The sequence below is a fragment of the Pseudomonas entomophila L48 genome, assembly GCF_000026105.1.
Classification (GTDB): Bacteria; Pseudomonadota; Gammaproteobacteria; order Pseudomonadales; family Pseudomonadaceae; genus Aquipseudomonas; species Aquipseudomonas entomophila.
This window is the reverse complement of record NC_008027.1, coordinates 4,796,524-4,816,673: the sequence shown is the minus strand read 5'-3', so window position 1 is coordinate 4,816,673 and position 20,150 is coordinate 4,796,524. Positions and strand designations below refer to the sequence as shown.

Genomic DNA, 20,150 nt, shown 5'->3' with positions numbered 1-20,150 from the left:
GGCGCTACATGGGCGCAACCAACAGGTTAGCCTGCTATTCCGACCCCGCTGATCATTATTCTCATCGGGTACGCCTCGTGCTCGCGGAGAAAGGCGTCACGGTGCAGATCATCGATGTCGACCCCAAGCGTCTACCGCCCAAGCTGGTTGAAGTGAACCCCTACGGCAGCCTGCCGACCCTGGTCGATCGAGACCTGGCGTTGTACGAGTCATCGGTGGTGATGGAGTATCTCGAGGAGCGCTACCCGCACCCGCCGTTGATGCCGGTTTATCCGGTGGCCCGTGGCAACAGCCGCCTGCTGATGCATCGCATCCAGCGCGACTGGTGCGCCTTGGCCGACACAGTGCTCGATACGCGCAGCAGCGACGCGGCACGCGCCCAGGCGCGCAAGGAGCTGCGTGAGAGCCTTACGGGTGTGGCGCCGCTGTTTGGCGAGATGGCCTGCTTCATGAGTGAGGAGCAAAGCCTGGTCGATTGCTGTCTACTGCCCATCCTCTGGCGTTTGCCGGTGATGGGTATCGAATTGCCGCGGCAGGCCAAGCCGCTGCTGGATTACATGGAGCGACAGTTCGCCCGCGAGCCTTTCCAGGCGAGCCTGTCCGCTACCGAACGTGAAATGCGCAAGGTTTAAAAAAAGGAGCCGTTGATGAACTCCAGTCGCCCTTATCTGGTTCGAGCGCTGTACGAGTGGATCGTCGACAACGATTGCACCCCCCACATGCTGGTCAATGCCGAGTACCCGGCCGTCCAGGTGCCCCAAGGTTTCGCCAGTGATGGCCAGATCGTGCTGAACATCTCCCCCAGCGCCGTGCGCAGCCTGCACATGGACAATGAGGCGGTGAGCTTCGAGGGGCGCTTCGGTGGCGTGGCCCACACGCTGTATGTGCCGATCGGCGCGATCCTGGGTATCTACGCCCGGGAGAATGGCCAGGGCATGGTCTTCGAGCTCGAGCCGCCACTCGACGATGGGGATGATCTGACGGCGGATGAGGGTGTCGAGCCGAATGACGATGGTCCGCCCGAGGGTGGTGGTCAGCCGCCACGTCCGAGTGGTCGGCCCAGCCTCAAGGTGGTCAAGTAACAAAAAAGGCGATCCGGATGGATCGCCTTTTTTGTTACTGCTTTCGGATTACAGGTCCTTGATGCTCTGGACCTGGTCCTTGTTGATGCGGGTCGGCTTGCCGTCCAGCTGCTTGAACTCGTAGAAGCCCGAGGCACGGTCGAATTCCGGCGTGTCGGTGGTCTGCAGTTCGCGGCCGTCGTTGAGGGTGATCACGCTCGGGGTGGAGCAGCCGGCCAGGGTGGCGAAAGCGCCGATGAGCAGGGCGGGCAGCAGAAGCTTCTTCATGAGTGTTTCCTGGGTTTCGAGGGTTGTTCGCCGGCAAGCCGGCGAAGGGGTCAGTCGATGTATTCGAACAGCTTGACGATCTTCTGCACGCCCGAGACGCCCTGTACCACATTGGTGGCAGCGTTGGCCTCTTGCTGCCTGACCAGGCCAAGCAGGTAGACGATGCCGTTTTCGGTGATCACCTTGATGCGTGAGCTGGGAACGCTCTCGTCGGCCAGCATCTGGGTCTTGATCTTGGTGGTCAGCCAGGCGTCGTTGTTACGCGCGAGGATGGAGGAAGGCTGGATGACCTGCAGTTCGTTGTGCACCTTCTTGACCCGCTGGACCTGGCTGGCGGTCTGTTCGGCCAGCGACTTGAGGTCGGCGCGCGGAGTCTGGCCGGCGAGCAGTACAACACCGTTGTAGCTGCTGACGACGATGTGCGAACCCTTGTCCAGCTCAGGGTTGGCCTTGGCAATGTTGACCGAGACCTTGGTTTCGATCAGCGAATCGTCGATCTTGCTGCCGATGGTGCGGGTGCCACGGTCATCCTCGATGGGCGAATTGCGGGTCGAGGTCAATACCGAGCTGCAGCCGGAGAGGCTCAGGCACAGGGTGAGGGCCATCAGGCCGAGACGCTTGGGGATCATTCTTCACTCCCGAACAGTTGGCTGTCGATCAGGTCGCACAAGCAGTGGATCGCCAGCAGGTGGACTTCCTGGATGCGCGCGGTGACCGTCGAGGGGACGCGGATCTCCACGTCCTCGGGCAGCAGCAGCGACGCCATGCCGCCGCCGTCGCGGCCGGTCAGGGCGACGACAATCATTTCGCGGTCATGGGCAGCCTGTATCGCCTGGATCACGTTGGCCGAATTACCGCTGGTGGAGATCGCCAGCAGGACGTCGCCGGGTTGGCCCAGGGCGCGAATCTGCTTCGAAAAGACTTCGTTGTAGCTGTAGTCGTTGGCGATCGAGGTGAGTGTGGAGCTGTCGGTGGTCAGGGCGATGGCTGGCAGGCTCGGGCGCTCGCGCTCGAAGCGGTTGAGCAGCTCCGAGGAAAAGTGCTGGGCGTCGCCGGCCGAGCCGCCATTGCCGCAGGCGAGCATCTTGCCGTCGCTGAGCAGGGCGTTGACCATGACCAGGCTGGCCTGCTCGATGTGGGGTGCCAGGATGTCCATTGCCTGTTGCTTGGTGTCGATGCTGGCCTGGAACAGCCGGCGAATTCGGGATTGCATGTCCATCTGGGTGACCTTAAGTAGGGCGGTGGCTGGCGCGACGCGCGACAGGGACCAGCCCGCGAAACATAGAGCTTGGAATTCGGATAGGGTTCAGCATTCGAAGGCGTTTTTCAGCCATTGAAGCGGTTGCCCCGCGTGCCCCTGGCCCTGCAGGGCGACAACATCGAAGCGGCAGGGCTTATCGGCCCAGCGGGGTTCGCTCTGCAGGAAAAGGTTGGCGGCAAGCGTCAGTCGCTTCTGCTTGCGCCCATCGATACTGCCGAGCGCGCCACCAAAGCCCGCGTGCAACCGATAGCGGACTTCGACGAATACTACTGTATCGGCATCGAGCATGACCAGATCGAGCTCACCGCCCTTGCATCGCCAATTGCGGGCCAGCAGCCGCAAACCCTGCCCTCGAAGATGCTCGAGGGCGTGGTCTTCGGCGGCCTGGCCGGCGCAGGATGGCGATGCGTCAGGCATCAGCGAGGGGTGTCCGGCAGGCGCTTGATCTGGCCGCCGGAGAACTCGGCCCAGGGCAATTGGCGCTCGACACGCTGATTGACGTTCATGCTCAGGCTGCCGGATTGGCCTTCGATTCGGTTGCCTGGCAGTGCCTTGAGCTGGTCCAGGCGGGGGGCCAGGCTGTAGGCGTCGACGCCCATGGCGTACAGGCGACCGAGGCTGCCTGCGGCCTGAGGCCACTGCTGCACCACCTGCTGACGCAGGCTGTTGGTGCTGTCGAGCAGCCACGGGGTTTCGCAGAAGCGGATGCCGTTCATGTCGTTGTACTGGTTGACGTCGCCGCTGGCGCTGTACAGGTTCGAGGTGGCGTAGACCGGTACGTCACCCGCGTACTGGAAGTTGAGGGTCGGCTTGATCTGCTGGGCCTGCTGCGGGGTGGCTGCGAGGAAGATGAAGTCGATGTCCTGGCGGCGCGACGGCTGGGCGGCAATGTTGCCACCCACGGTGCTCTGCAGGCTCTTGGCGCGGCCTTCGCTCTGACGCAGCTGGAACAGCTCGGCGATCTGCTGGGCCAGGGCGACTGGCTGGGCGATGCGCTCGGCGGCGAGCAGGGTGCCGCCATTGGCTTCCCAATCCTTGCGGAATGCGGCGAGCACGCGATCGCCCCATTCACCGCTCGGGACCAGCGCAACAGCACGGGCCATGCCGTCGGCGCGGGCACGGCGGGCGACTTCGCGGGCTTCGTCCTCGGCGGCAAGACCGAACTGGAACAACTGCGGCGGTGCTTTCTGGCCGGCGTCGGCGTAGTTCAGTGCCAGGGTGGTGATGGGTAGTTGTGGATAGGCGGCGAGCTTCTTCACCAGGGGTTTTTCCAGCGGGCCGACGACCAGTTGCACACCGGCGGCCTGGGCCTGGCGGTAGAAGTCATCGAGCGAGGTGATGCGCGAGCTGTCGAACACCTGAACGGCGGGCGCTGGCTGGCCACCTTGCTGGGCCTGGAAATGGGCGGCCATGAAGCCGTCGCGCAGGGCGCGGGCAACGCCTGCAAGCTGGCCTTCCTGCGGCAGGAGCAGGGCGATCTTGGTCAGGGGCTGGCTGGCCAGTTCCTTGAGTTTGGTCAGGGCCACCGGCAGTTGTTTCGAAGCCGGGTGGTCGGGGTTTTGCTTGCGCCAGGCGTCGATGGCCGCCTGCTGTTGTTCGAGGGTGCCGGCACTCTTCACCGCGAGCGCCAGGCTGGTCCAGCCGGCGAGTGTCGCATCGCTGGAGGGCTGCTGCAGTTGTTCGGCGGGCAGCGAGGCGACCAGGGCCCAGATGGCGTCATTGTTGGTTGCGGCGGCCTGGGCGTTGAGCAGTGGGACGAGCAGCACGCGCTGCTGGGCGGCGGCCAGGGTCTGGCCATCAGCCTCCAGTGCGGCGGCGTGCACGCTGTAGGTGCGCAACTGCTGTTCTTCCGGCAGCTCGCCGACGCGTTGCAGGCTTGGGTGGGCGAGGGCGGTCAGGGCTGCCTTGGGCTGGTTGCGGCTCATGGCCAGTTCGGCGGCCAGCGTGGAGGCGAACACTTGCTGGGCAGGCTTGAGCGAGTCCAGCGGCACCTGCTCGAGAATGCGGGCGGCGCGGGGGAAGTCCTTTTGCTTGTAGGCCAGGTCGGCGGCGCTCAGGCGCAGCAGTGCGGCGTCTTCGGCCGACTTGCTGGTGGCTGCCTTGTCGAGCAGTTGCTCGATGCTGGCGTCCGGGGTGCGTGGCAGTTCGCCCAGGCTGGATGAGGGCGAGCTGGCGCAGGCTGCCAGCAGGGCAGCGAGGCAGAGGGCTGTGAACAGCCGCAGGCAAGCGATCATGTAAAGGTCCTGTTACTCGATCAAGTTGGCCGACAATTGTACCCAAGCGGCGGTCCGGGCGCGATCTTGCCGATGCCGAACCTTCACTATAGGTGGCGCCGGGCAGGTGAGCGGTGAAGTTCGTTGCGCCCTGTTACCGGCGCTCGGGCTACAATGGCGCCTTTGATCCGAAATGCAGGTGTGCGCAGTGACTGATGTTGCAGGGGCTTCGAAATCCACCATGGGAACGCTGTATGTGGTCGCCACGCCCATCGGCAACCTCGACGACATGAGCGCCAGGGCGCTGAAAGTGCTGGCCGATGTCAGCCTGATCGCCGCAGAGGACACTCGCCACTCGGTGCGTCTGCTCCAGCATTTCGGTATCGACACGCCATTGGCGGCCTGCCATGAGCACAACGAGCGCGACGAAGGTAGTCGCTTCATCACCCGGTTGCTGGCCGGTGACGATGTGGCGCTGGTGTCCGATGCTGGTACGCCGCTGATTTCCGACCCGGGCTATCACTTGGTGCGCCAGGCGCGGGCAGCGGGTGTGCAGGTGGTGCCAGTGCCAGGCGCGTGTGCGCTGATCGCGGCGTTGTCGGCGGCGGGGCTGCCGTCGGATCGATTCATCTTCGAAGGGTTCCTGCCGGCCAAGACAGCAGGGCGTCGGGCGCGCCTGGAGCAAGTGAGTGAAGAACCGCGCACGCTGATTTTCTATGAGGCGCCCCATCGTATCCTCGAATGCCTGGAGGATATGGAGGCAGTGTTTGGTGGTGATCGCCCGGCGGTATTGGCACGTGAGATCACCAAGACTTTCGAGACGCTCAAGGGCCTGCCGCTGGCCGAGCTGCGCGCATTCGTGCAGGGCGATAGCAATCAGCAGCGTGGCGAGTGCGTGGTGCTGGTGGCTGGCTGGAGCGCGCCTGAAGGTGAGCAGGCGATCAGCAGCGAGGCGCAGCGCGTTCTGGATCTGCTGTTGGCAGAGATGCCGTTGAAGAAGGCCGCGGCACTGGCGGCCGAGATCACTGGGGTGCGCAAGAACCTGCTGTATCAGTTGGCGTTGGATAAGCAGAAAACCAGCTGATTGGGGCTTTCGAGGTCAAGGTGTGGGGCTCATGAGATCGAGCGCCGCCCGCGCGGCGCTCGATCTTGAGAGCGCTGCAAGGCTGTCGCCAAACACCTGGCCGCCATCACGCGGTCAAGGCCCCTGTGGCCAGGTAATCGACCGAGGTTGCGATAATGGCCAAATGGCATTATTTGTTACATCGCTTGTTCTTGAGCGCGCCTGCCGGTAACCTTGTCGGCGGAGAGTCGATCGGACAGTCGCTGCCGTCTTTTGTTCCGCAAGAGGCGGGGGAGGAAAGTCCGGGCTCCATAGGGCAGAGTGCCAGGTAACGCCTGGGAGGCGCGAGCCTACGGAAAGTGCCACAGAAAACAACCGCCTAAGCGCTTCGGCGCCGGTAAGGGTGAAAAGGTGCGGTAAGAGCGCACCGCGCGACTGGCAACAGTTCGTGGCTAGGTAAACCCCACTCGGAGCAAGACCAAATAGGGTTCCATACGGCGCGGCCCGCGTCGGAACCGGGTAGGTTGCTAGAGGCGTCCAGTGATGGCCGTCGTAGAGGAATGACTGTCCTCGACAAAACCCGGCTTACAGATCGACTCTCCACCCCTCCCTCCCTGCTTGATTCGATAGCAGAAACGCCTTGGTAATACCGAAAAAATCTTACTCTTAATAAATCACTTTAACTCTGCGCCCTATCCGCTTGAGTGGGTTTGATTTTTCTCGTCAGTTTTTCTCTTTCACACTCCTTTCACCTTCCAATGTTGCGCTAAATCGCCGTCCTGTAAGGGTTTTCCTTATGAACGTGCCTTGACGGTGTGGCGGGCGGATTCCTATAGTGTGCGCAAGTGGCAGAAAGTGGGATGAAGTGGGTTTTCTGGCACAAAAAAGCTAACATTGTGGGGAATCGCAGCCGTGTTCCGCGGAGCCAACGCCGTCAGCCTCGATGCCAAGGGCCGTCTCGCCATGCCGAGCCGGTACCGTGACGAGCTCGATTCGCGTTGCAATGGTCAGTTGATCGTGACCATCGACGCCGTTGACCCCTGCTTGTGTGTTTATCCCCTCGACGAGTGGGAACAGATAGAAGCCAAGTTGCGCGCCTTGCCGTCCTTGCGTGAGGAAAACCGTCGCCTGCAGCGTTTGCTGATCGGTAATGCGGTTGACCTGGAGCTCGACGGCAGTGGGCGTTTCCTGGTACCGCCCCGCCTGCGTGAGTACGCCAAGCTCGACAAGAAAGCGATGCTGGTGGGGCAGCTGAACAAATTCCAGCTGTGGGACGAGGATGCCTGGAACGCGGTTTCGGCAGCCGACCTTGCAGCTATCCAACAACCGGGCGCCATGCCCGATGACTTGCGTGACCTGATCCTGTGACCATAGATAGCGGCTTCAACCACATCACCGTCCTCCTCGACGAAGCCGTCGAGGCATTGGCCCTGCGCGCCGACGGTTGCTATCTCGACGGCACCTTCGGGCGTGGCGGCCACAGCCGCCTCATCCTCAGCAAGCTCGGGCCGCAAGGGCGGCTGCTGGGGTTCGACAAGGATCCACAGGCGATTGCCACGGGGCAAGCGCTGGCGGCCGAAGACGGCCGCTTTGTCATTGTGCAGCGCAGCTTTGCCGAGCTGGGTGCTGAGGTCGCGGGGCGTGATCTGGCCGGCAAGGTCAGCGGTATCCTGCTCGACCTTGGGGTGTCGTCGCCACAGTTGGATGACCCGGAGCGCGGCTTCAGCTTCCTCAATGACGGCCCGCTTGACATGCGCATGAACCCGAACCAGGGCATCAGCGCCGCCGAATTCATCGCCACTGCGCCTGTGGAAGAAATCGCCCGGGTGTTCAAGGAATATGGCGAAGAGCGTTTTGCCGGGCGTATGGCCCGTGCGGTGGTGGAGCGTCGTGAAAAGCAACCGTTCACCCGCACTGCTGACCTGGCTGAGGTGCTCAAGGTCGCCAATCCAGCCTGGGAAAAGGGCAAGAATCCAGCGACCCGTGCGTTTCAGGGTCTTCGCATCCACGTCAACAACGAGCTGGGCGATCTCGAGACCGGTCTTGAAGCGGCGCTTGATGCGCTGGAGGTCGGCGGCCGTCTGGCTGTGATCAGCTTCCATTCCCTTGAAGACCGTATCGTCAAGCTGTTCATGCGCAAGCTGGTCAAGGGCGAGGCGGACAACCTGCCGCGCAACCTGCCGGTGCAACACAAGACTTTCGAACCGAGGATCAAGCTCATCGGCAAGGCGCAATTCGCCTCCGAGGCAGAGCTCAAGGCCAACCCGCGATCGCGCAGCGCCGTGATGCGGGTGGCGGAGAAGCTGCGGTGAGCCGGCTGTTCGCCAAACCTTTGCCAGGCGGAAGCTTCCTGATGCTTCTGCTGTTCGTCGGCGTGCTGGTCTCGGCTATCGCCGTATCCTACAGCGCCCACTGGAACCGCCAGTTGCTCAACACCCTTTACGGCGAATTGAACGAGCGCGACAAGGCCCAGGCCGAATGGGGTCGCCTCATTCTTGAACAAAGCACCTGGACCGCCCACAGCCGGATCGAGACGTTGGCCAGCGAACAGCTGAAAATGCGCGTGCCGGCCGCGGACGAAGTGCGAATGGTGGCGCCATGATGAAGCTCGAAGGCGCACTCTACCCCTGGCGTTTCCGCGTGGTCGTCGGCCTGTTGGCGCTGATGGTCGGTGCCATCTGCTGGCGCATCATCGACCTGCAGGTGGTCGATCGCGACTTCCTCAAGGGGCAGGGCGATGCCCGCAGCCTGCGTCACATTCCGATCCCGGCGCACCGTGGCTTGATCACCGACCGCAACGGTGAACCGCTGGCCGTGAGCACGCCGGTCACTACCCTGTGGGCCAACCCCAAGGAAATGCAGGTGGCCAAGGACCGTTGGCCGCAACTGGCCGCCGCCCTTGGGCAGAACCCGCAGCAATTGATCGAGCGCCTGACCCAGCAGGCCAGCAAGGAATTCATCTACCTGGTCCGTGGCCTGACCCCGGAACAGGGGCAGCAGGTGCTCGACCTGAAGGTGCCCGGCGTGTATGGATTGGAAGAGTTCCGCCGCTTCTATCCGGCCGGTGACGTCACCGCGCACATGGTCGGCTTCACCGACCTGGACGACCACGGTCGCGAAGGGGTCGAGCTGGCCTATGACGAATGGCTGGCCGGCGTGCCCGGCAAGCGGCAGGTGATCAAGGACCGACGTGGCCGGCTGATCAAGGACATCCAGGTAACCAAGAACGCCAAGGCCGGCAAGACCTTGGCGTTGTCGATCGACCTGCGCCTGCAGTACCTGGCCACCCGCGAGCTGCGCAACGCCATCGCCGAGCAGGACGCCAAGGCCGGTAGCCTGGTGATCATGGACGTCAAGACCGGCGAGGTGCTGGCCATGGTCAACCAGCCCACGTACAACCCCAACAACCGCCGCAGCATGTTCCCGGCAGCGATGCGCAACCGGGCGATCATCGACGTGTTCGAACCGGGCTCCACGGTCAAGCCTATTTCCATGAGTGCCGCCTTGCAGAGCGGCCGCTGGAAGCCCACCGACAAGGTCGAGGTATACCCAGGCAGCCTGCAGATCGGCCGTTACACCATCAAGGACGTCTCCAAGAGCGAGGGCCCGATCCTCGACCTGACCGGCATCCTGATCAACTCCAGTAACGTCGGCATGAGCAAGATCGCCTTCGATATCGGTGGCGAGGCCATCTACCGGGTAATGTCGCAGGTTGGCCTCGGGCAGTACACTGGGTTGGGTTTCCCTGGCGAACGCGTTGGCAACCTGCCCAACCACCGCGAATGGCGCAAGGCCGAGACGGCAACCCTGTCGTACGGCTATGGCGTCTCGGTGACCGCCCTGCAACTGGTGCATGCCTACGCCGCCCTGGCCAACGACGGCAAGATGGTGCCGCTGTCGATTCTCAAGGTCGACAAGGCGCCGGAAGCGGTGCAGGCCATTCCCAAAGAAACCGCCGAAACCGTGCAGGCCATGCTGCAGCAGGTGATCGAGGCGCCGCGCGGCGTGTTCCGCGCCCAGGTGCCGTTCTATCACGTGGCCGGCAAGTCCGGTACGGCGCGTAAAGCCACCGTCGGTTCCAAGGGCTACACCGAGAACGCCTACCGCTCCCTGTTCGCCGGCTTCGGCCCGATGAGCGACCCGCGCTATGCCATCGTCGTGGTCATCGACGAACCGGGCAAGGGCGGCTACTTCGGTGGCCTGGTCTCGGCCCCCGTATTCAGCAAAGTGATGTCGGGCACCCTGCGCCTGATGAACGTACCGCCGGACAACCTGCCGCCGCCTTCGACGCAGCAAGCCAGCGCAGTACCCGCCAAGGGAGGGCGAGGTTGATGACGATGCCATTGAGCAAACTGTTTGCCCACGCCAGCCGCGATCCGTTGATTCGCGAGCTGACCCTTGATAGCCGCGCCGTGCGCCCGGGCGATCTGTTCCTGGCTGTGCCTGGCGCCAAGGTCGACGGCCGCGCCCATATCGCTGATGCCTTGGCCCGTGGCGCCGCCGCAGTGGCCTATGAAGAGCAGGGCGCCAGTGTGTTGCCGATCACCGAGGTGCCTCTGATCCCGGTCAAGGGCCTGATCGGTCAGTTGTCGCAGATCGCCGGACGCTTCTACGGCGAGCCGAGCCGCCAGCTCGAGCTGGTGGGCGTCACGGGAACGAACGGCAAGACCAGCGTCACTCAACTGCTGGCCCAGGCGCTCGACGCCCTTGGGCAGCGGTGCGGCCTGATCGGCACCCTGGGTACCGGCTTTTATGGCGAGCTGCAGAGCGGCCGCCTGACCACGCCGGATCCGATCGCCGTGCAGGCGACGCTCAACGATCTGAAAAAGGGCGGCGCCAAGGCCGTGGCCATGGAGGTTTCCTCCCACGCTCTTGAGCAGGGCCGGGTCGCCGCGCTGGACTTCGACATTGCGGTCATGACCAACCTGTCCCGCGACCACCTTGACTACCACGGCAGCATGGGGGCCTACGAGGCTGCCAAGGCCAAGCTGTTCGCCTGGTCGAGCTTGCGTGCACGTGTCGTCAACCTGGACGACGACTTCGGTCGCCGCCTGGCCGAGGCCCATGGCCAATCGCGCCTGATCAGTTACAGCCTGCAGGACCCGGCGGCGACGCTGTTCTGCAAGCAGGCTGCCTTCAACGACGATGGCGTGCGCGCCGTGATCGTGACCCCGCAGGGCGAGCACGCCTTGCGCAGTCGGCTGCTTGGCCGTTTCAACCTGAGCAATATGCTCGCGGCCGTGGCCACTTTGCTCGCACTGGACTATCCGCTGGACGAAATCCTCAAGGTCACCCCACAGTTGCACGGGCCGATTGGCCGCATGCAGCGCCTGGGCGGTGGTGACAAACCGTTGGTGGTGGTCGACTACGCCCATACACCGGATGCCCTGGAGAAAGTCCTCGAGGCCCTGCGCCCGCACGCCCACGGCAAACTGCTGTGCCTGTTCGGCTGCGGTGGCGACCGTGACAGCGGCAAGCGTCCGCTGATGGCGGCAGTGGCCGAGCGCCTGGCTGATCGCGTGCTGGTCACCGACGACAACCCGCGTACCGAAGACCCGCTGCGCATCTTCGATGACATTCGCCCTGGTTTCGCCAAGCCTGCCGACATCGAGTTCGTCGCCGGCCGAGGCGAGGCCATCGCCCACCTGATCGCCACTGCCGCCGCCGACGATGTCATCGTCCTGGCGGGCAAGGGCCATGAGGATTACCAGGAGATCAATGGCGAGCGCCATGACTTCTCCGACCTGGTCGAAGCCGAGAAGGCCCTTGCAGCCTGGGAGGCTCCACATGCTTAAGCCCATGACACTCAGCCAGCTGACCACGGCACTGGGTGCCCGCCACGTCGGGGCCGATGCCAGTTTCACCGGCGTCAGTATCGACAGCCGCAGCGTTGGTGCGGGGCAGCTTTTCGTCGCCCTGGCCGGCCCGCGTTTCGATGGCCACGACTACCTGGCCGATGTGAAGGCCAAGGGGGCTGTCGCCGCGTTGGTCGAGCGCGAGATCGCCGATGTCGACCTGCCGCAGTTGGTGGTTGCCGATAGCCGTCTGGCCCTGGGGCAGCTCGGTGCATTGAATCGTGCAGCCTTCGACAAGCCGGTCGTCGCCATCACCGGCTCCAGCGGCAAGACCACGGTGAAGGAAATGCTCGCGGCGATCCTGCGCACCCGTGGCCCGGTGCACGCTACCCGCGGCAACCTGAACAACGACCTGGGCGCGCCGTTGACGCTGCTGGAAATCGCCCCCGAGCACAGCGCCGCGGTCATCGAGCTGGGCGCTTCGCGTATGGGCGAGATTCGCTATACCGTCGGTTTGACCAAGCCGCAGGTGGTCATCATCAACAACGCCGGGACCGCCCATGTCGGCGAGTTCGGTGGCCCGGAGAAGATCGTCGAAGCCAAGGGCGAAATTCTTGAAGGCCTGGGCGAGGGCGGCACGGCCATTCTCAACCTGGCCGACAAGGCCTTCGACATCTGGCGCAAGCGTGCGGGGACCCACCGGATCCTGAGCTTTGCTCTGGACAACCCACAAGCCGATTTCCACGCCAGTGACATCGGTCGCGACGCCCGTGGCTGCCCGTCGTTTACCTTGCACGGTCCGGACGGCAGTGTCCCGGTGCAGCTGAACCTGTTGGGCATCCACAACGTCAGCAATGCCCTGGCCGCCGCCGCCGCCGCCCATGCCGTTGGTCTGAGCCTGAGTGGCATCGCCGCCGGCCTGAATGCCGTGCAACCGGTCAAGGGCCGTACCGTGGCGCAGGTCGCCCCCAGCGGCGTGCGGGTGATCGACGACAGCTACAACGCAAATCCCACCTCCATGTGCGCCGCCATTGATATACTCGCCGGCTTTTCCGGACGCACCGTCCTGGTGCTCGGGGATATCGGCGAACTGGGGCAATGGGCGGAGGAAGGCCACCGTCAGGTGGGTGACTACGCGCGTGGCAAGGTTGACGCGCTATACGCGGTGGGCACCAACATGGCCCATGCGGTCAAGGCGTTCGGCGAAAAAGGGCGCCATTTCGCTACTCAAGCTGAGCTGATCGATGCCGTTCGCACGGAAGCAGCCAGCGACACCACTATCTTGATCAAGGGCTCGCGCAGCGCTGCGATGGAAAACGTCGTGGCCGCATTGTGCGGTGCCAGCGGGGAGAAACATTAATGCTGCTGCTGTTGGCTGAGTATCTGCAACAGTTCCATAAGGGCTTCGCGGTCTTCCAGTACCTCACGCTGCGTGGGATCCTGGGTGTGTTGACCGCGTTGTCCCTGGCCCTGTGGTTGGGCCCGTGGATGATCCGTACCCTGCAGATCCGCCAGATCGGTCAGGCCGTGCGTAACGACGGCCCGCAATCGCACCTGTCGAAGTCCGGCACCCCCACCATGGGCGGTGCGCTGATCCTGTCCGCCATCGCCATCAGCACCCTGCTGTGGGCCGACCTGACCAACCGCTATGTGTGGGTGGTGCTGATCGTCACCCTGGCGTTCGGTGCCATCGGTTGGGTCGACGACTACCGCAAGGTGATCGAGAAGAACTCTCGCGGCCTTCCGAGCCGCTGGAAGTACTTCTGGCAGTCGGTGTTCGGCCTGGCCGCGGCGATCTTCCTGTACAAGACCGCCCCTACCAGCGTCGAGACCACGCTGATCATCCCGATGCTCAAGGACCTGGCCATCCCGCTGGGTGCCGGGTTCATCGTGCTCACCTACTTCGTCATCGTCGGCTCCAGCAACGCGGTCAACCTGACCGACGGCCTCGATGGCCTGGCGATCATGCCGACCGTGATGGTCGGCGGCGCCTTGGGCATCTTCTGCTACCTGTCGGGCAACGTGAAGTTCGCCGAGTACCTGCTGATCCCCTATGTGCCGGGCGCGGGCGAGCTGATCGTGTTCTGCGGCGCGCTGATCGGCGCGGGCCTGGGCTTCCTGTGGTTCAACACCTACCCGGCCCAGGTGTTCATGGGCGACGTCGGCGCCCTGGCGCTGGGCGCGGCGCTGGGCACCATCGCCGTGATCGTCCGCCAGGAAGTCGTCCTGTTCATCATGGGCGGCGTGTTCGTGATGGAGACCCTGTCGGTGGTCATCCAGGTGGCGTCCTTCAAGCTCACCGGCAAGCGGGTGTTCCGCATGGCGCCGATCCATCACCACTTTGAACTCAAGGGCTGGCCCGAGCCGCGTGTGATCGTCCGCTTCTGGATCATCACCGTGATCCTGGTGCTGATCGGCCTTGCCACCCTGAAACTGAGGTAAACGAGCGTGTCACTGATCGCTTCCGACCAATTCCGCATCGTTGTCGGCCTCGGCAAGAGCGGCATGTCCCTGGTTCGCTTCCTGGCGAGCCGGGGCATCGCCTTTGCGGTCGCCGACACTCGCGAGCAACCGCCGGAACTGGATACCCTGCGCCGTGATTACCCGCAGGTGGAAGTGCGCTGTGGCGAGCTGGACGTCGACTTCCTCTGCCGCGCCAACGAGCTGTACGTGAGCCCCGGCCTGGCGCTGGCCACTCCGGCCCTGCAGCAGGCCGCGGCGCGGGGCGTGACGCTGTCCGGCGACATCGAGCTGTTCGCCCGCCACGCCAAAGCACCGATCATCGCGATCAGTGGCTCCAACGCCAAGAGCACCGTGACCACCCTGGTCGGCGAGATGGCCGCCCAGGCAGGCAAACGTGTGGCAGTGGGCGGCAACCTGGGCACGCCGGCGCTGGACCTGCTCGACGACAGCGTGGAGCTGTACGTGCTCGAGCTTTCGAGCTTCCAGCTGGAGACCACCGACCAGCTCAATGCCGAAGTGGCCACCGTGCTGAACATCAGCGAGGACCACATGGACCGCTACAGCGGCCTGCCGGCCTATCACCTGGCCAAGCACCGGATCTTCCGCGGTGCCCGCCAGGTGGTGGTGAACCGCCAGGATGCCCTGAGCCGTCCGCTGCCGGTCGAAGGTCGCCCGAGCTGGAGCTTTGGTCTGAATGCGCCGGACTTCAAGGCCTTCGGGCTGCGGGAAGTCGATGGCGAGAAGCACCTGGCCTTCGAGTTCCAGACGCTTATGCCGGTACGTGAATTGAAGATCCGTGGCGCTCACAACCAGAGCAATGCCCTGGCCGCGCTGGCCCTTGGCCATGCCGCCGGCCTGCCGTTCGAGCCCATGCTCGAGGCGTTGCGCGAGTTCAAGGGCCTGGCCCATCGCTGTCAGTGGGTCCGTGAACGCAATGGCGTGAACTGGTACGACGATTCCAAGGCCACCAACGTCGGTGCCGCCTTGGCCGCCATCGAAGGCTTGGGTGCCGATATCGAGGGCAAGCTGGTGCTGATCGCCGGTGGCGATGGCAAGGGCGCGGACTTCGCCGCCTTGCGCGAGCCTGTGGCCCAGCACTGCCGCGCCGTGGTGCTGCTTGGCCGTGACGCCGAGCGCCTGGCCGAAACCTTGGGCGATACCGTGCCACAAGTGCGGGTCAAGACCCTCGACGAAGCCGTGCAACGCTGCGCCGAACTCGCCCAGCCTGGTGATGCAGTGCTGCTGTCGCCCGCTTGCGCCAGCCTCGACATGTTCAAGAACTTCGAAGAACGCGGGCGCCTGTTCGCCCAGGCGGCGGAGGGGTTGGCATGATCTTCGGCATCCTCAAGCCCTACCCGTCGCCGCTGATCAGCGGCCGTGGCATCGACCTGGACTTCCCGCTGCTGGCCGGATGCCTGGCGCTGCTCGGCCTGGGCCTGGTGATGATCACTTCGGCCTCCTCGGAAGTGGCCGCGGTGCAGTCGGGCAACCCGCTGTATCACATGATCCGCCATCTGGTGTACGTCACCCTCGGCCTGGGCGCCGGGGTGATGACCATGATGGTGCCGATCGCCACCTGGCAGCGCATGGGCTTCCTCATGCTGATCGGTGCCTTCGGCCTGCTGGTACTGGTACTGGTGCCGGGCATCGGCCGCGAGGTGAACGGGTCGATGCGCTGGATCGGCTTCAGCTTCTTCAACGTCCAGCCTTCCGAGATCGCCAAGGTCTTCGTGGTCATCTACCTGGCCGGTTACCTGGTGCGCCGGCAGACCGAGGTGCGCGAGAGCTGGATGGGCTTCTTCAAGCCGTTCATCGTGTTGTTGCCGATGGCCGGCCTGCTGCTGATGGAGCCGGACTTCGGTGCCACGGTGGTGATGATGGGCGCTGCGGCGGCCATGCTGTTCCTCGGAGGGGTGGGGCTGTTCCGCTTCTCGCTGATGGTGGTGCTGGCGGTCATTTCGGTGGTGGTCCTGGTCCAGGCCCAGCCTTACCGGATGGCGCGCCTGATTACCTTCACCGACCCCTGGTCCGACCAGTTCGGTTCCGGCTACCAGCTGACCCAGGCGCTGATCGCCTTCGGCCGCGGCGAGTGGCTGGGCGTGGGCCTGGGCAACAGCGTGCAGAAGCAGTTCTACCTGCCCGAGGCGCACACCGACTTCGTGTTCTCGGTGCTGGCCGAGGAACTGGGCGTGGTCGGCTCGCTGCTGACCATCGCGCTGTTCGTCTTCGTCACTGTTCGGGCCCTGTACATCGGCCTGTGGGCCGAGAAGGCCAAGCAGTTCTTCGCCGCCTACATGGCCTTTGGCCTGTCGTTCCTGTGGATCGGCCAATTCCTGATCAACATTGGCGTGAACGTAGGCTTGTTGCCCACCAAGGGCCTGACCCTGCCATTCCTCAGCTACGGGGGCAGCTCGCTGGTGATCTGCTGTGCCTGCGTGGGGCTGTTGCTACGGATCGAGTGGGAAAGCCGCACGCACCTGGGTAGCGAGGAACATGAATTCAAGGAGAGCGATTTTGCCGAGGAGACCAGCCATGGCCGCTGACGGCAAGAACGTGTTGATCATGGCGGGCGGCACCGGGGGGCATGTGTTCCCGGCCCTGGCCTGTGCCCGCGAGTTCCAGGCCCGTGGCTACAGCGTGCACTGGCTGGGCACCCCGCGTGGTATCGAAAACGAACTGGTGCCCCAGGCGGGGTTGCCGCTGCACCTGATCCAGGTCACTGGCCTGCGGGGCAAAGGCAAGCTGTCGCTGCTCAAGGCGCCGTTCACCCTGGTAAAGGCCGTGCTTCAGGCGCGGCGCATTGTGCGTGAACTCAAGCCGGTCTGCGTGATCGGCTTCGGTGGTTATGTGACGGGCCCCGGCGGCGTGGCTGCACGGCTGTGCGGCGTGCCGCTGGTCATTCACGAGCAGAACGCCCGCGCCGGCACCGCCAATCGCCTGCTGGTGCCGCTGGCGGCCCGTGTCTGCGAAGCGTTCCCGGGCACCTTCGAGGCCAACGACAAGCTGCGTACCACCGGCAACCCGGTGCGCCCGGAGCTGTTCATGGATGCGCAGCGCGCGCCCCTGGCCGAGCGCCGTGCACGCCTGTTGGTCATGGGCGGCAGCCTGGGCGCGGAACCATTGAACAAATTGTTGCCTAAGGCCCTGTCCGAGGTGCCCGCGAACCTGCGGCCAGAGGTGTTCCACCAGGCCGGAAAAAATCACGCGCCGACCACTGCCGAGCGTTATCACGAGGCAGGTGTCGAGGCTCAGGTCGAGCCGTTCATCAAGGACATGGCCCACGCCTATGGCTGGGCCGACATGGTGGTGTGCCGGGCCGGCGCCCTGACCGTCAGCGAACTCGCGGCGGCGGGCCTGCCCTCGGTGCTGGTGCCCTTGCCCCACGCCATCGACGACCACCAGACCCACAACGCCCAATATCTGGCTCGAGAAGGCGCCGCCTTCCTGATGCCGCAAGCGACAACTGGCGCAGCGCAACTCGCTGAACGCCTGAACGAGGTGCTGATGCAACCCGAGAAACTCAACACCATGGCCGGCACCGCACGTCGCCTGGCCAAACCTGCCGCAACCAGCACCGTGGTCGATATCTGCCTGGAGGTGGCCCATGGTTGAGAGCCAGAAAGCCATGCCGCAACCGAAGATGGGCCGCATCCGTCGCATTCACTTCGTCGGTATCGGCGGCGTGGGCATGTGCGGTATCGCCGAAGTGCTGCTGAACCTGGGCTATGAAGTGTCCGGTTCCGACCTCAAGGCTTCGCCGGTCACCGAGCGCCTGGAGTCGTTCGGCGCCGAGATCTTCGTCGGCCACCGTGCCGAGAACGCCGCCAGCGCCGACGTGCTGGTGGTGTCCAGCGCGATCAACCCGGCCAACCCGGAAGTCGCCACTGCACTGGAGCGTCGCATTCCGGTGGTGCCGCGTGCCGAGATGCTCGCCGAGCTGATGCGCTATCGCCATGGCGTGGCCGTTGCCGGCACCCACGGGAAGACCACCACCACCAGCTTGCTGGCCTCGGTGTTCGCCGCCGGTGGCCTCGACCCGACGTTTGTCATCGGTGGTCGTCTGACTGCTGCCGGTACCAACGCGCAGCTGGGCACCAGCCGCTATCTCATCGCCGAAGCCGACGAGAGTGACGCGAGCTTCCTGCACCTTCAGCCGATGGTCGCCGTGGTGACCAACATCGACGCCGACCACATGGCCACCTACGAAGGCGACTTCAACAAGCTGAAGAAGACCTTCGTCGAATTCCTGCACAACCTGCCGTTCTATGGGCTGGCGGTGATGTGCCTGGACGACCCGGTGGTGCGTGAGATCCTGCCACAGGTCAAGCGCCCGACCGTCACCTATGGCTTCAGCGAAGAGGCCGACATTCGCGCCATCAACGTGCGCCAGCAGGGCATGCAAACCCACTTCACCGTGCTGCGTCGCGACTGCGAGCCGCTGGAGGTGTCGGTGAACATGCCGGGCAACCACAACGTGCTCAACGCCCTGGCCACAATCGCCATCGCCACCGACGAAGGCATCAGCGACGAGGCCATCGTCCAGGGCCTGTCCGGCTTCCAGGGTGTTGGTCGGCGCTTCCAGGTGTATGGCGAGCTGCCGGTCGAAGGCGGCAGCGTGATGCTGGTCGACGACTATGGCCACCACCCGACCGAAGTGGCCGCGGTGATCAAGGCCGTGCGCGGCGGCTGGCCGAGCCGCCGCCTGGTGATCGTCTACCAGCCGCACCGCTACAGCCGCACCCGCGATCTGTACGACGACTTCGTGCAGGTGCTGGGCGATGCCAACGTGCTGCTGCTGATGGAGGTCTACCCGGCTGGCGAAGAGCCGATCCCCGGTGCCGACAGCCGCCAGCTGTGCCACAGCATCCGCCAGCGCGGCAAGCTCGACCCGATCTACATCGAACGTGGTGCCGAGCTGGCGCCGTTGGTCAAGCCGCTGCTGCGCGCCGGCGACATCCTGATCTGCCAGGGTGCCGGTGATGTCGGCGGCCTGGCTCCGCAATTGATGAAAAGCCCGCTGTTCGCAGGCGCCAAGCAGGAGAAGTCGAAATGACCAGCGCCTACGACAAGCTGCACTCCACCCTCGACGTCAAGGCCTTCGGCCGTGTTGCCGTGCTCTACGGCGGCAAGAGCGCCGAACGTGAGGTTTCGCTGAAATCCGGTGCGGCGGTGATCGAAGCGCTGACCAGCGCCGGTGTCGACGTGGTCGCCATCGATGTGGGTGACGACCTGCTGGCGCGCCTGCAGAACGAAAAGATCGACCGCGCCTTCATCATCCTCCACGGCCGTGGCGGTGAAGACGGCAGCATGCAGGGCCTGCTCGAGTGCCTGGGGATCCCCTACACCGGCAGCGGCATCCTTGCCTCGGCACTGGCCATGGACAAGCTGCGCACCAAGCAGGTGTGGCAGAGCCTGGGTATCCCCACGCCACGCCACGCGGTGCTGGCCAGCGAACAGGACTGTGTTGCCGCCAGCGCGGAACTGGGCTTCCCGTTGATCGTCAAACCTGCCCATGAAGGTTCGAGTATCGGCATGGCCAAGGTGAACAGCGAGCAAGAGCTGGTCGCCGCCTGGAAAGACGCCGCGAAGTACGACTCGCAGGTACTGGTCGAGCAGTGGATCCATGGCCCGGAGTTCACCATCGCCGTACTGCGCGGCCAAGTGCTGCCGCCGATCGCGTTGGGCACCCCGCATGTGTTCTACGACTACGACGCCAAGTACATCGCCAATGACACCCAGTACCGCATCCCGTGCGGCCTGGACAGCGTCAAGGAGCAAGAGCTGATCGACCTGACCGCGCGCGCCTGCGATGCCATCGGCATCGAGGGTTGGGGCCGGCTGGACGTGATGCAGGACGAGCAGGGCCGGTTCTGGCTGCTCGAAGTCAACACCGCACCTGGCATGACCGACCATAGCCTGGTGCCCATGGCGGCCCGCGCGGCCGGCCTGGACTTCCAGCAGTTGGTGCTGGCGATCCTGGCCGACAGCGTAGCGACGCGAGGTTAA

At 64.4% G+C, this 20,150-nt stretch carries 20 protein-coding genes and 1 other RNA gene; 16 read left to right on the top strand and 5 right to left on the bottom strand.

Translation table 11 applies throughout. The annotated features are described in order from the left end of the window. Positions 1 to 8 precede the first annotated feature (8 nt). Together PSEEN_RS20870 and PSEEN_RS20865 are read left to right on the top strand one after the other, a co-directional pair. Entirely contained in the window at positions 9 to 632 is a 624-nt protein-coding gene (locus tag PSEEN_RS20870; RefSeq protein ID WP_011535554.1) for a glutathione S-transferase N-terminal domain-containing protein, read from the top strand. Between the two features lie 15 nt (positions 633 to 647). Beyond that, positions 648 to 1,082: a ClpXP protease specificity-enhancing factor gene (locus PSEEN_RS20865; protein WP_011535553.1), complete on the top strand. Its 435-nt coding sequence runs from the start codon at positions 648 to 650 to the stop codon at positions 1,080 to 1,082. 48 nt (positions 1,083 to 1,130) lie between these two features. On the opposite strand, the gene PSEEN_RS20860 is transcribed toward PSEEN_RS20865, so the two are convergent. From PSEEN_RS20860 to PSEEN_RS20840, 5 genes are all read right to left on the bottom strand, one after another. Beyond that, positions 1,131 to 1,349: a YgdI/YgdR family lipoprotein gene (locus tag PSEEN_RS20860; RefSeq protein ID WP_011535552.1), complete on the bottom strand. Its 219-nt coding sequence runs from the start codon at positions 1,347 to 1,349 to the stop codon at positions 1,131 to 1,133. Positions 1,350 to 1,399: 50 nt separating this feature from the next. Next, a complete protein-coding gene (locus PSEEN_RS20855; protein WP_011535551.1) occupies positions 1,400 to 1,978 on the bottom strand; it encodes a BON domain-containing protein in 579 nt (192 codons plus the stop codon). Then, a complete protein-coding gene (locus tag PSEEN_RS20850; RefSeq protein WP_011535550.1) occupies positions 1,975 to 2,568 on the bottom strand; it encodes a phosphoheptose isomerase in 594 nt (197 codons plus the stop codon). The genes PSEEN_RS20855 and PSEEN_RS20850 overlap by 4 nt, the downstream gene beginning before the upstream one ends. Before the next feature lie 87 nt (positions 2,569 to 2,655). After that, on the bottom strand, positions 2,656 to 3,027 hold the full coding sequence (locus PSEEN_RS20845) for a YraN family protein (protein WP_011535549.1): 372 nt from the start codon (positions 3,025 to 3,027) through the stop codon (positions 2,656 to 2,658). After that, entirely contained in the window at positions 3,027 to 4,844 is a 1,818-nt protein-coding gene (locus tag PSEEN_RS20840) for a penicillin-binding protein activator (protein ID WP_011535548.1), read from the bottom strand. Before PSEEN_RS20840 ends, PSEEN_RS20845 begins: the two co-directional genes overlap by 1 nt. A gap of 220 nt (positions 4,845 to 5,064) precedes the next feature. Between PSEEN_RS20840 and rsmI the strand changes: the two genes are divergently transcribed. The 14 genes from rsmI to PSEEN_RS20775 all read left to right on the top strand — a co-directional run bounded on the left by rsmI (position 5,065) and on the right by PSEEN_RS20775 (position 20,150). Then, complete coding sequence (gene rsmI, locus PSEEN_RS20835; protein WP_162042964.1) at positions 5,065 to 5,907, top strand: 16S rRNA (cytidine(1402)-2'-O)-methyltransferase; 843 nt, start codon at positions 5,065 to 5,067, stop codon at positions 5,905 to 5,907. Positions 5,908 to 6,130: 223 nt separating this feature from the next. Then, positions 6,131 to 6,490, top strand: an RNA gene (gene rnpB / locus PSEEN_RS25885) — RNase P RNA component class A. Between the two features lie 308 nt (positions 6,491 to 6,798). Continuing rightward, complete coding sequence (mraZ, locus tag PSEEN_RS20830) at positions 6,799 to 7,254, top strand: division/cell wall cluster transcriptional repressor MraZ (RefSeq protein ID WP_011535546.1); 456 nt, start codon at positions 6,799 to 6,801, stop codon at positions 7,252 to 7,254. Beyond that, positions 7,251 to 8,198, top strand: coding sequence for a 16S rRNA (cytosine(1402)-N(4))-methyltransferase RsmH (gene rsmH / locus PSEEN_RS20825; protein WP_011535545.1), 948 nt, complete (start codon positions 7,251 to 7,253; stop codon positions 8,196 to 8,198). The genes mraZ and rsmH overlap by 4 nt, the downstream gene beginning before the upstream one ends. Next, entirely contained in the window at positions 8,195 to 8,488 is a 294-nt protein-coding gene (ftsL, locus tag PSEEN_RS20820) for a cell division protein FtsL (protein WP_011535544.1), read from the top strand. The genes rsmH and ftsL overlap by 4 nt, the downstream gene beginning before the upstream one ends. Next, entirely contained in the window at positions 8,488 to 10,218 is a 1,731-nt protein-coding gene (locus tag PSEEN_RS20815) for a peptidoglycan D,D-transpeptidase FtsI family protein (RefSeq protein ID WP_162042962.1), read from the top strand. The genes ftsL and PSEEN_RS20815 overlap by 1 nt, the downstream gene beginning before the upstream one ends. Continuing rightward, positions 10,218 to 11,681, top strand: coding sequence for a UDP-N-acetylmuramoyl-L-alanyl-D-glutamate--2,6-diaminopimelate ligase (locus PSEEN_RS20810; RefSeq protein WP_011535542.1), 1,464 nt, complete (start codon positions 10,218 to 10,220; stop codon positions 11,679 to 11,681). The genes PSEEN_RS20815 and PSEEN_RS20810 overlap by 1 nt, the downstream gene beginning before the upstream one ends. Beyond that, entirely contained in the window at positions 11,674 to 13,041 is a 1,368-nt protein-coding gene (locus PSEEN_RS20805) for a UDP-N-acetylmuramoyl-tripeptide--D-alanyl-D-alanine ligase (protein WP_011535541.1), read from the top strand. Before PSEEN_RS20810 ends, PSEEN_RS20805 begins: the two co-directional genes overlap by 8 nt. Next, the gene (gene mraY / locus PSEEN_RS20800) at positions 13,041 to 14,123 is read left to right on the top strand and encodes a phospho-N-acetylmuramoyl-pentapeptide-transferase (protein WP_011535540.1); all 1,083 of its coding nucleotides are present in this window, start codon (positions 13,041 to 13,043) and stop codon (positions 14,121 to 14,123) included. The genes PSEEN_RS20805 and mraY overlap by 1 nt, the downstream gene beginning before the upstream one ends. 6 nt (positions 14,124 to 14,129) lie before the next feature. Further along, positions 14,130 to 15,476, top strand: a complete 1,347-nt coding sequence (gene murD / locus PSEEN_RS20795; protein ID WP_011535539.1) for a UDP-N-acetylmuramoyl-L-alanine--D-glutamate ligase — start codon at positions 14,130 to 14,132, stop codon at positions 15,474 to 15,476. Then, on the top strand, positions 15,473 to 16,687 hold the full coding sequence (gene ftsW, locus PSEEN_RS20790; RefSeq protein WP_011535538.1) for a putative lipid II flippase FtsW: 1,215 nt from the start codon (positions 15,473 to 15,475) through the stop codon (positions 16,685 to 16,687). Before murD ends, ftsW begins: the two co-directional genes overlap by 4 nt. Next, a complete protein-coding gene (gene murG, locus PSEEN_RS20785) occupies positions 16,677 to 17,756 on the top strand; it encodes an undecaprenyldiphospho-muramoylpentapeptide beta-N-acetylglucosaminyltransferase (RefSeq protein ID WP_011535537.1) in 1,080 nt (359 codons plus the stop codon). Before ftsW ends, murG begins: the two co-directional genes overlap by 11 nt. After that, positions 17,749 to 19,197 (top strand): UDP-N-acetylmuramate--L-alanine ligase, encoded by a 1,449-nt coding sequence (murC, locus tag PSEEN_RS20780; RefSeq protein WP_011535536.1) that lies wholly within the window; start codon positions 17,749 to 17,751, stop codon positions 19,195 to 19,197. The genes murG and murC overlap by 8 nt, the downstream gene beginning before the upstream one ends. Beyond that, complete coding sequence (locus PSEEN_RS20775) at positions 19,194 to 20,150, top strand: D-alanine--D-alanine ligase (protein ID WP_011535535.1); 957 nt, start codon at positions 19,194 to 19,196, stop codon at positions 20,148 to 20,150. Before murC ends, PSEEN_RS20775 begins: the two co-directional genes overlap by 4 nt.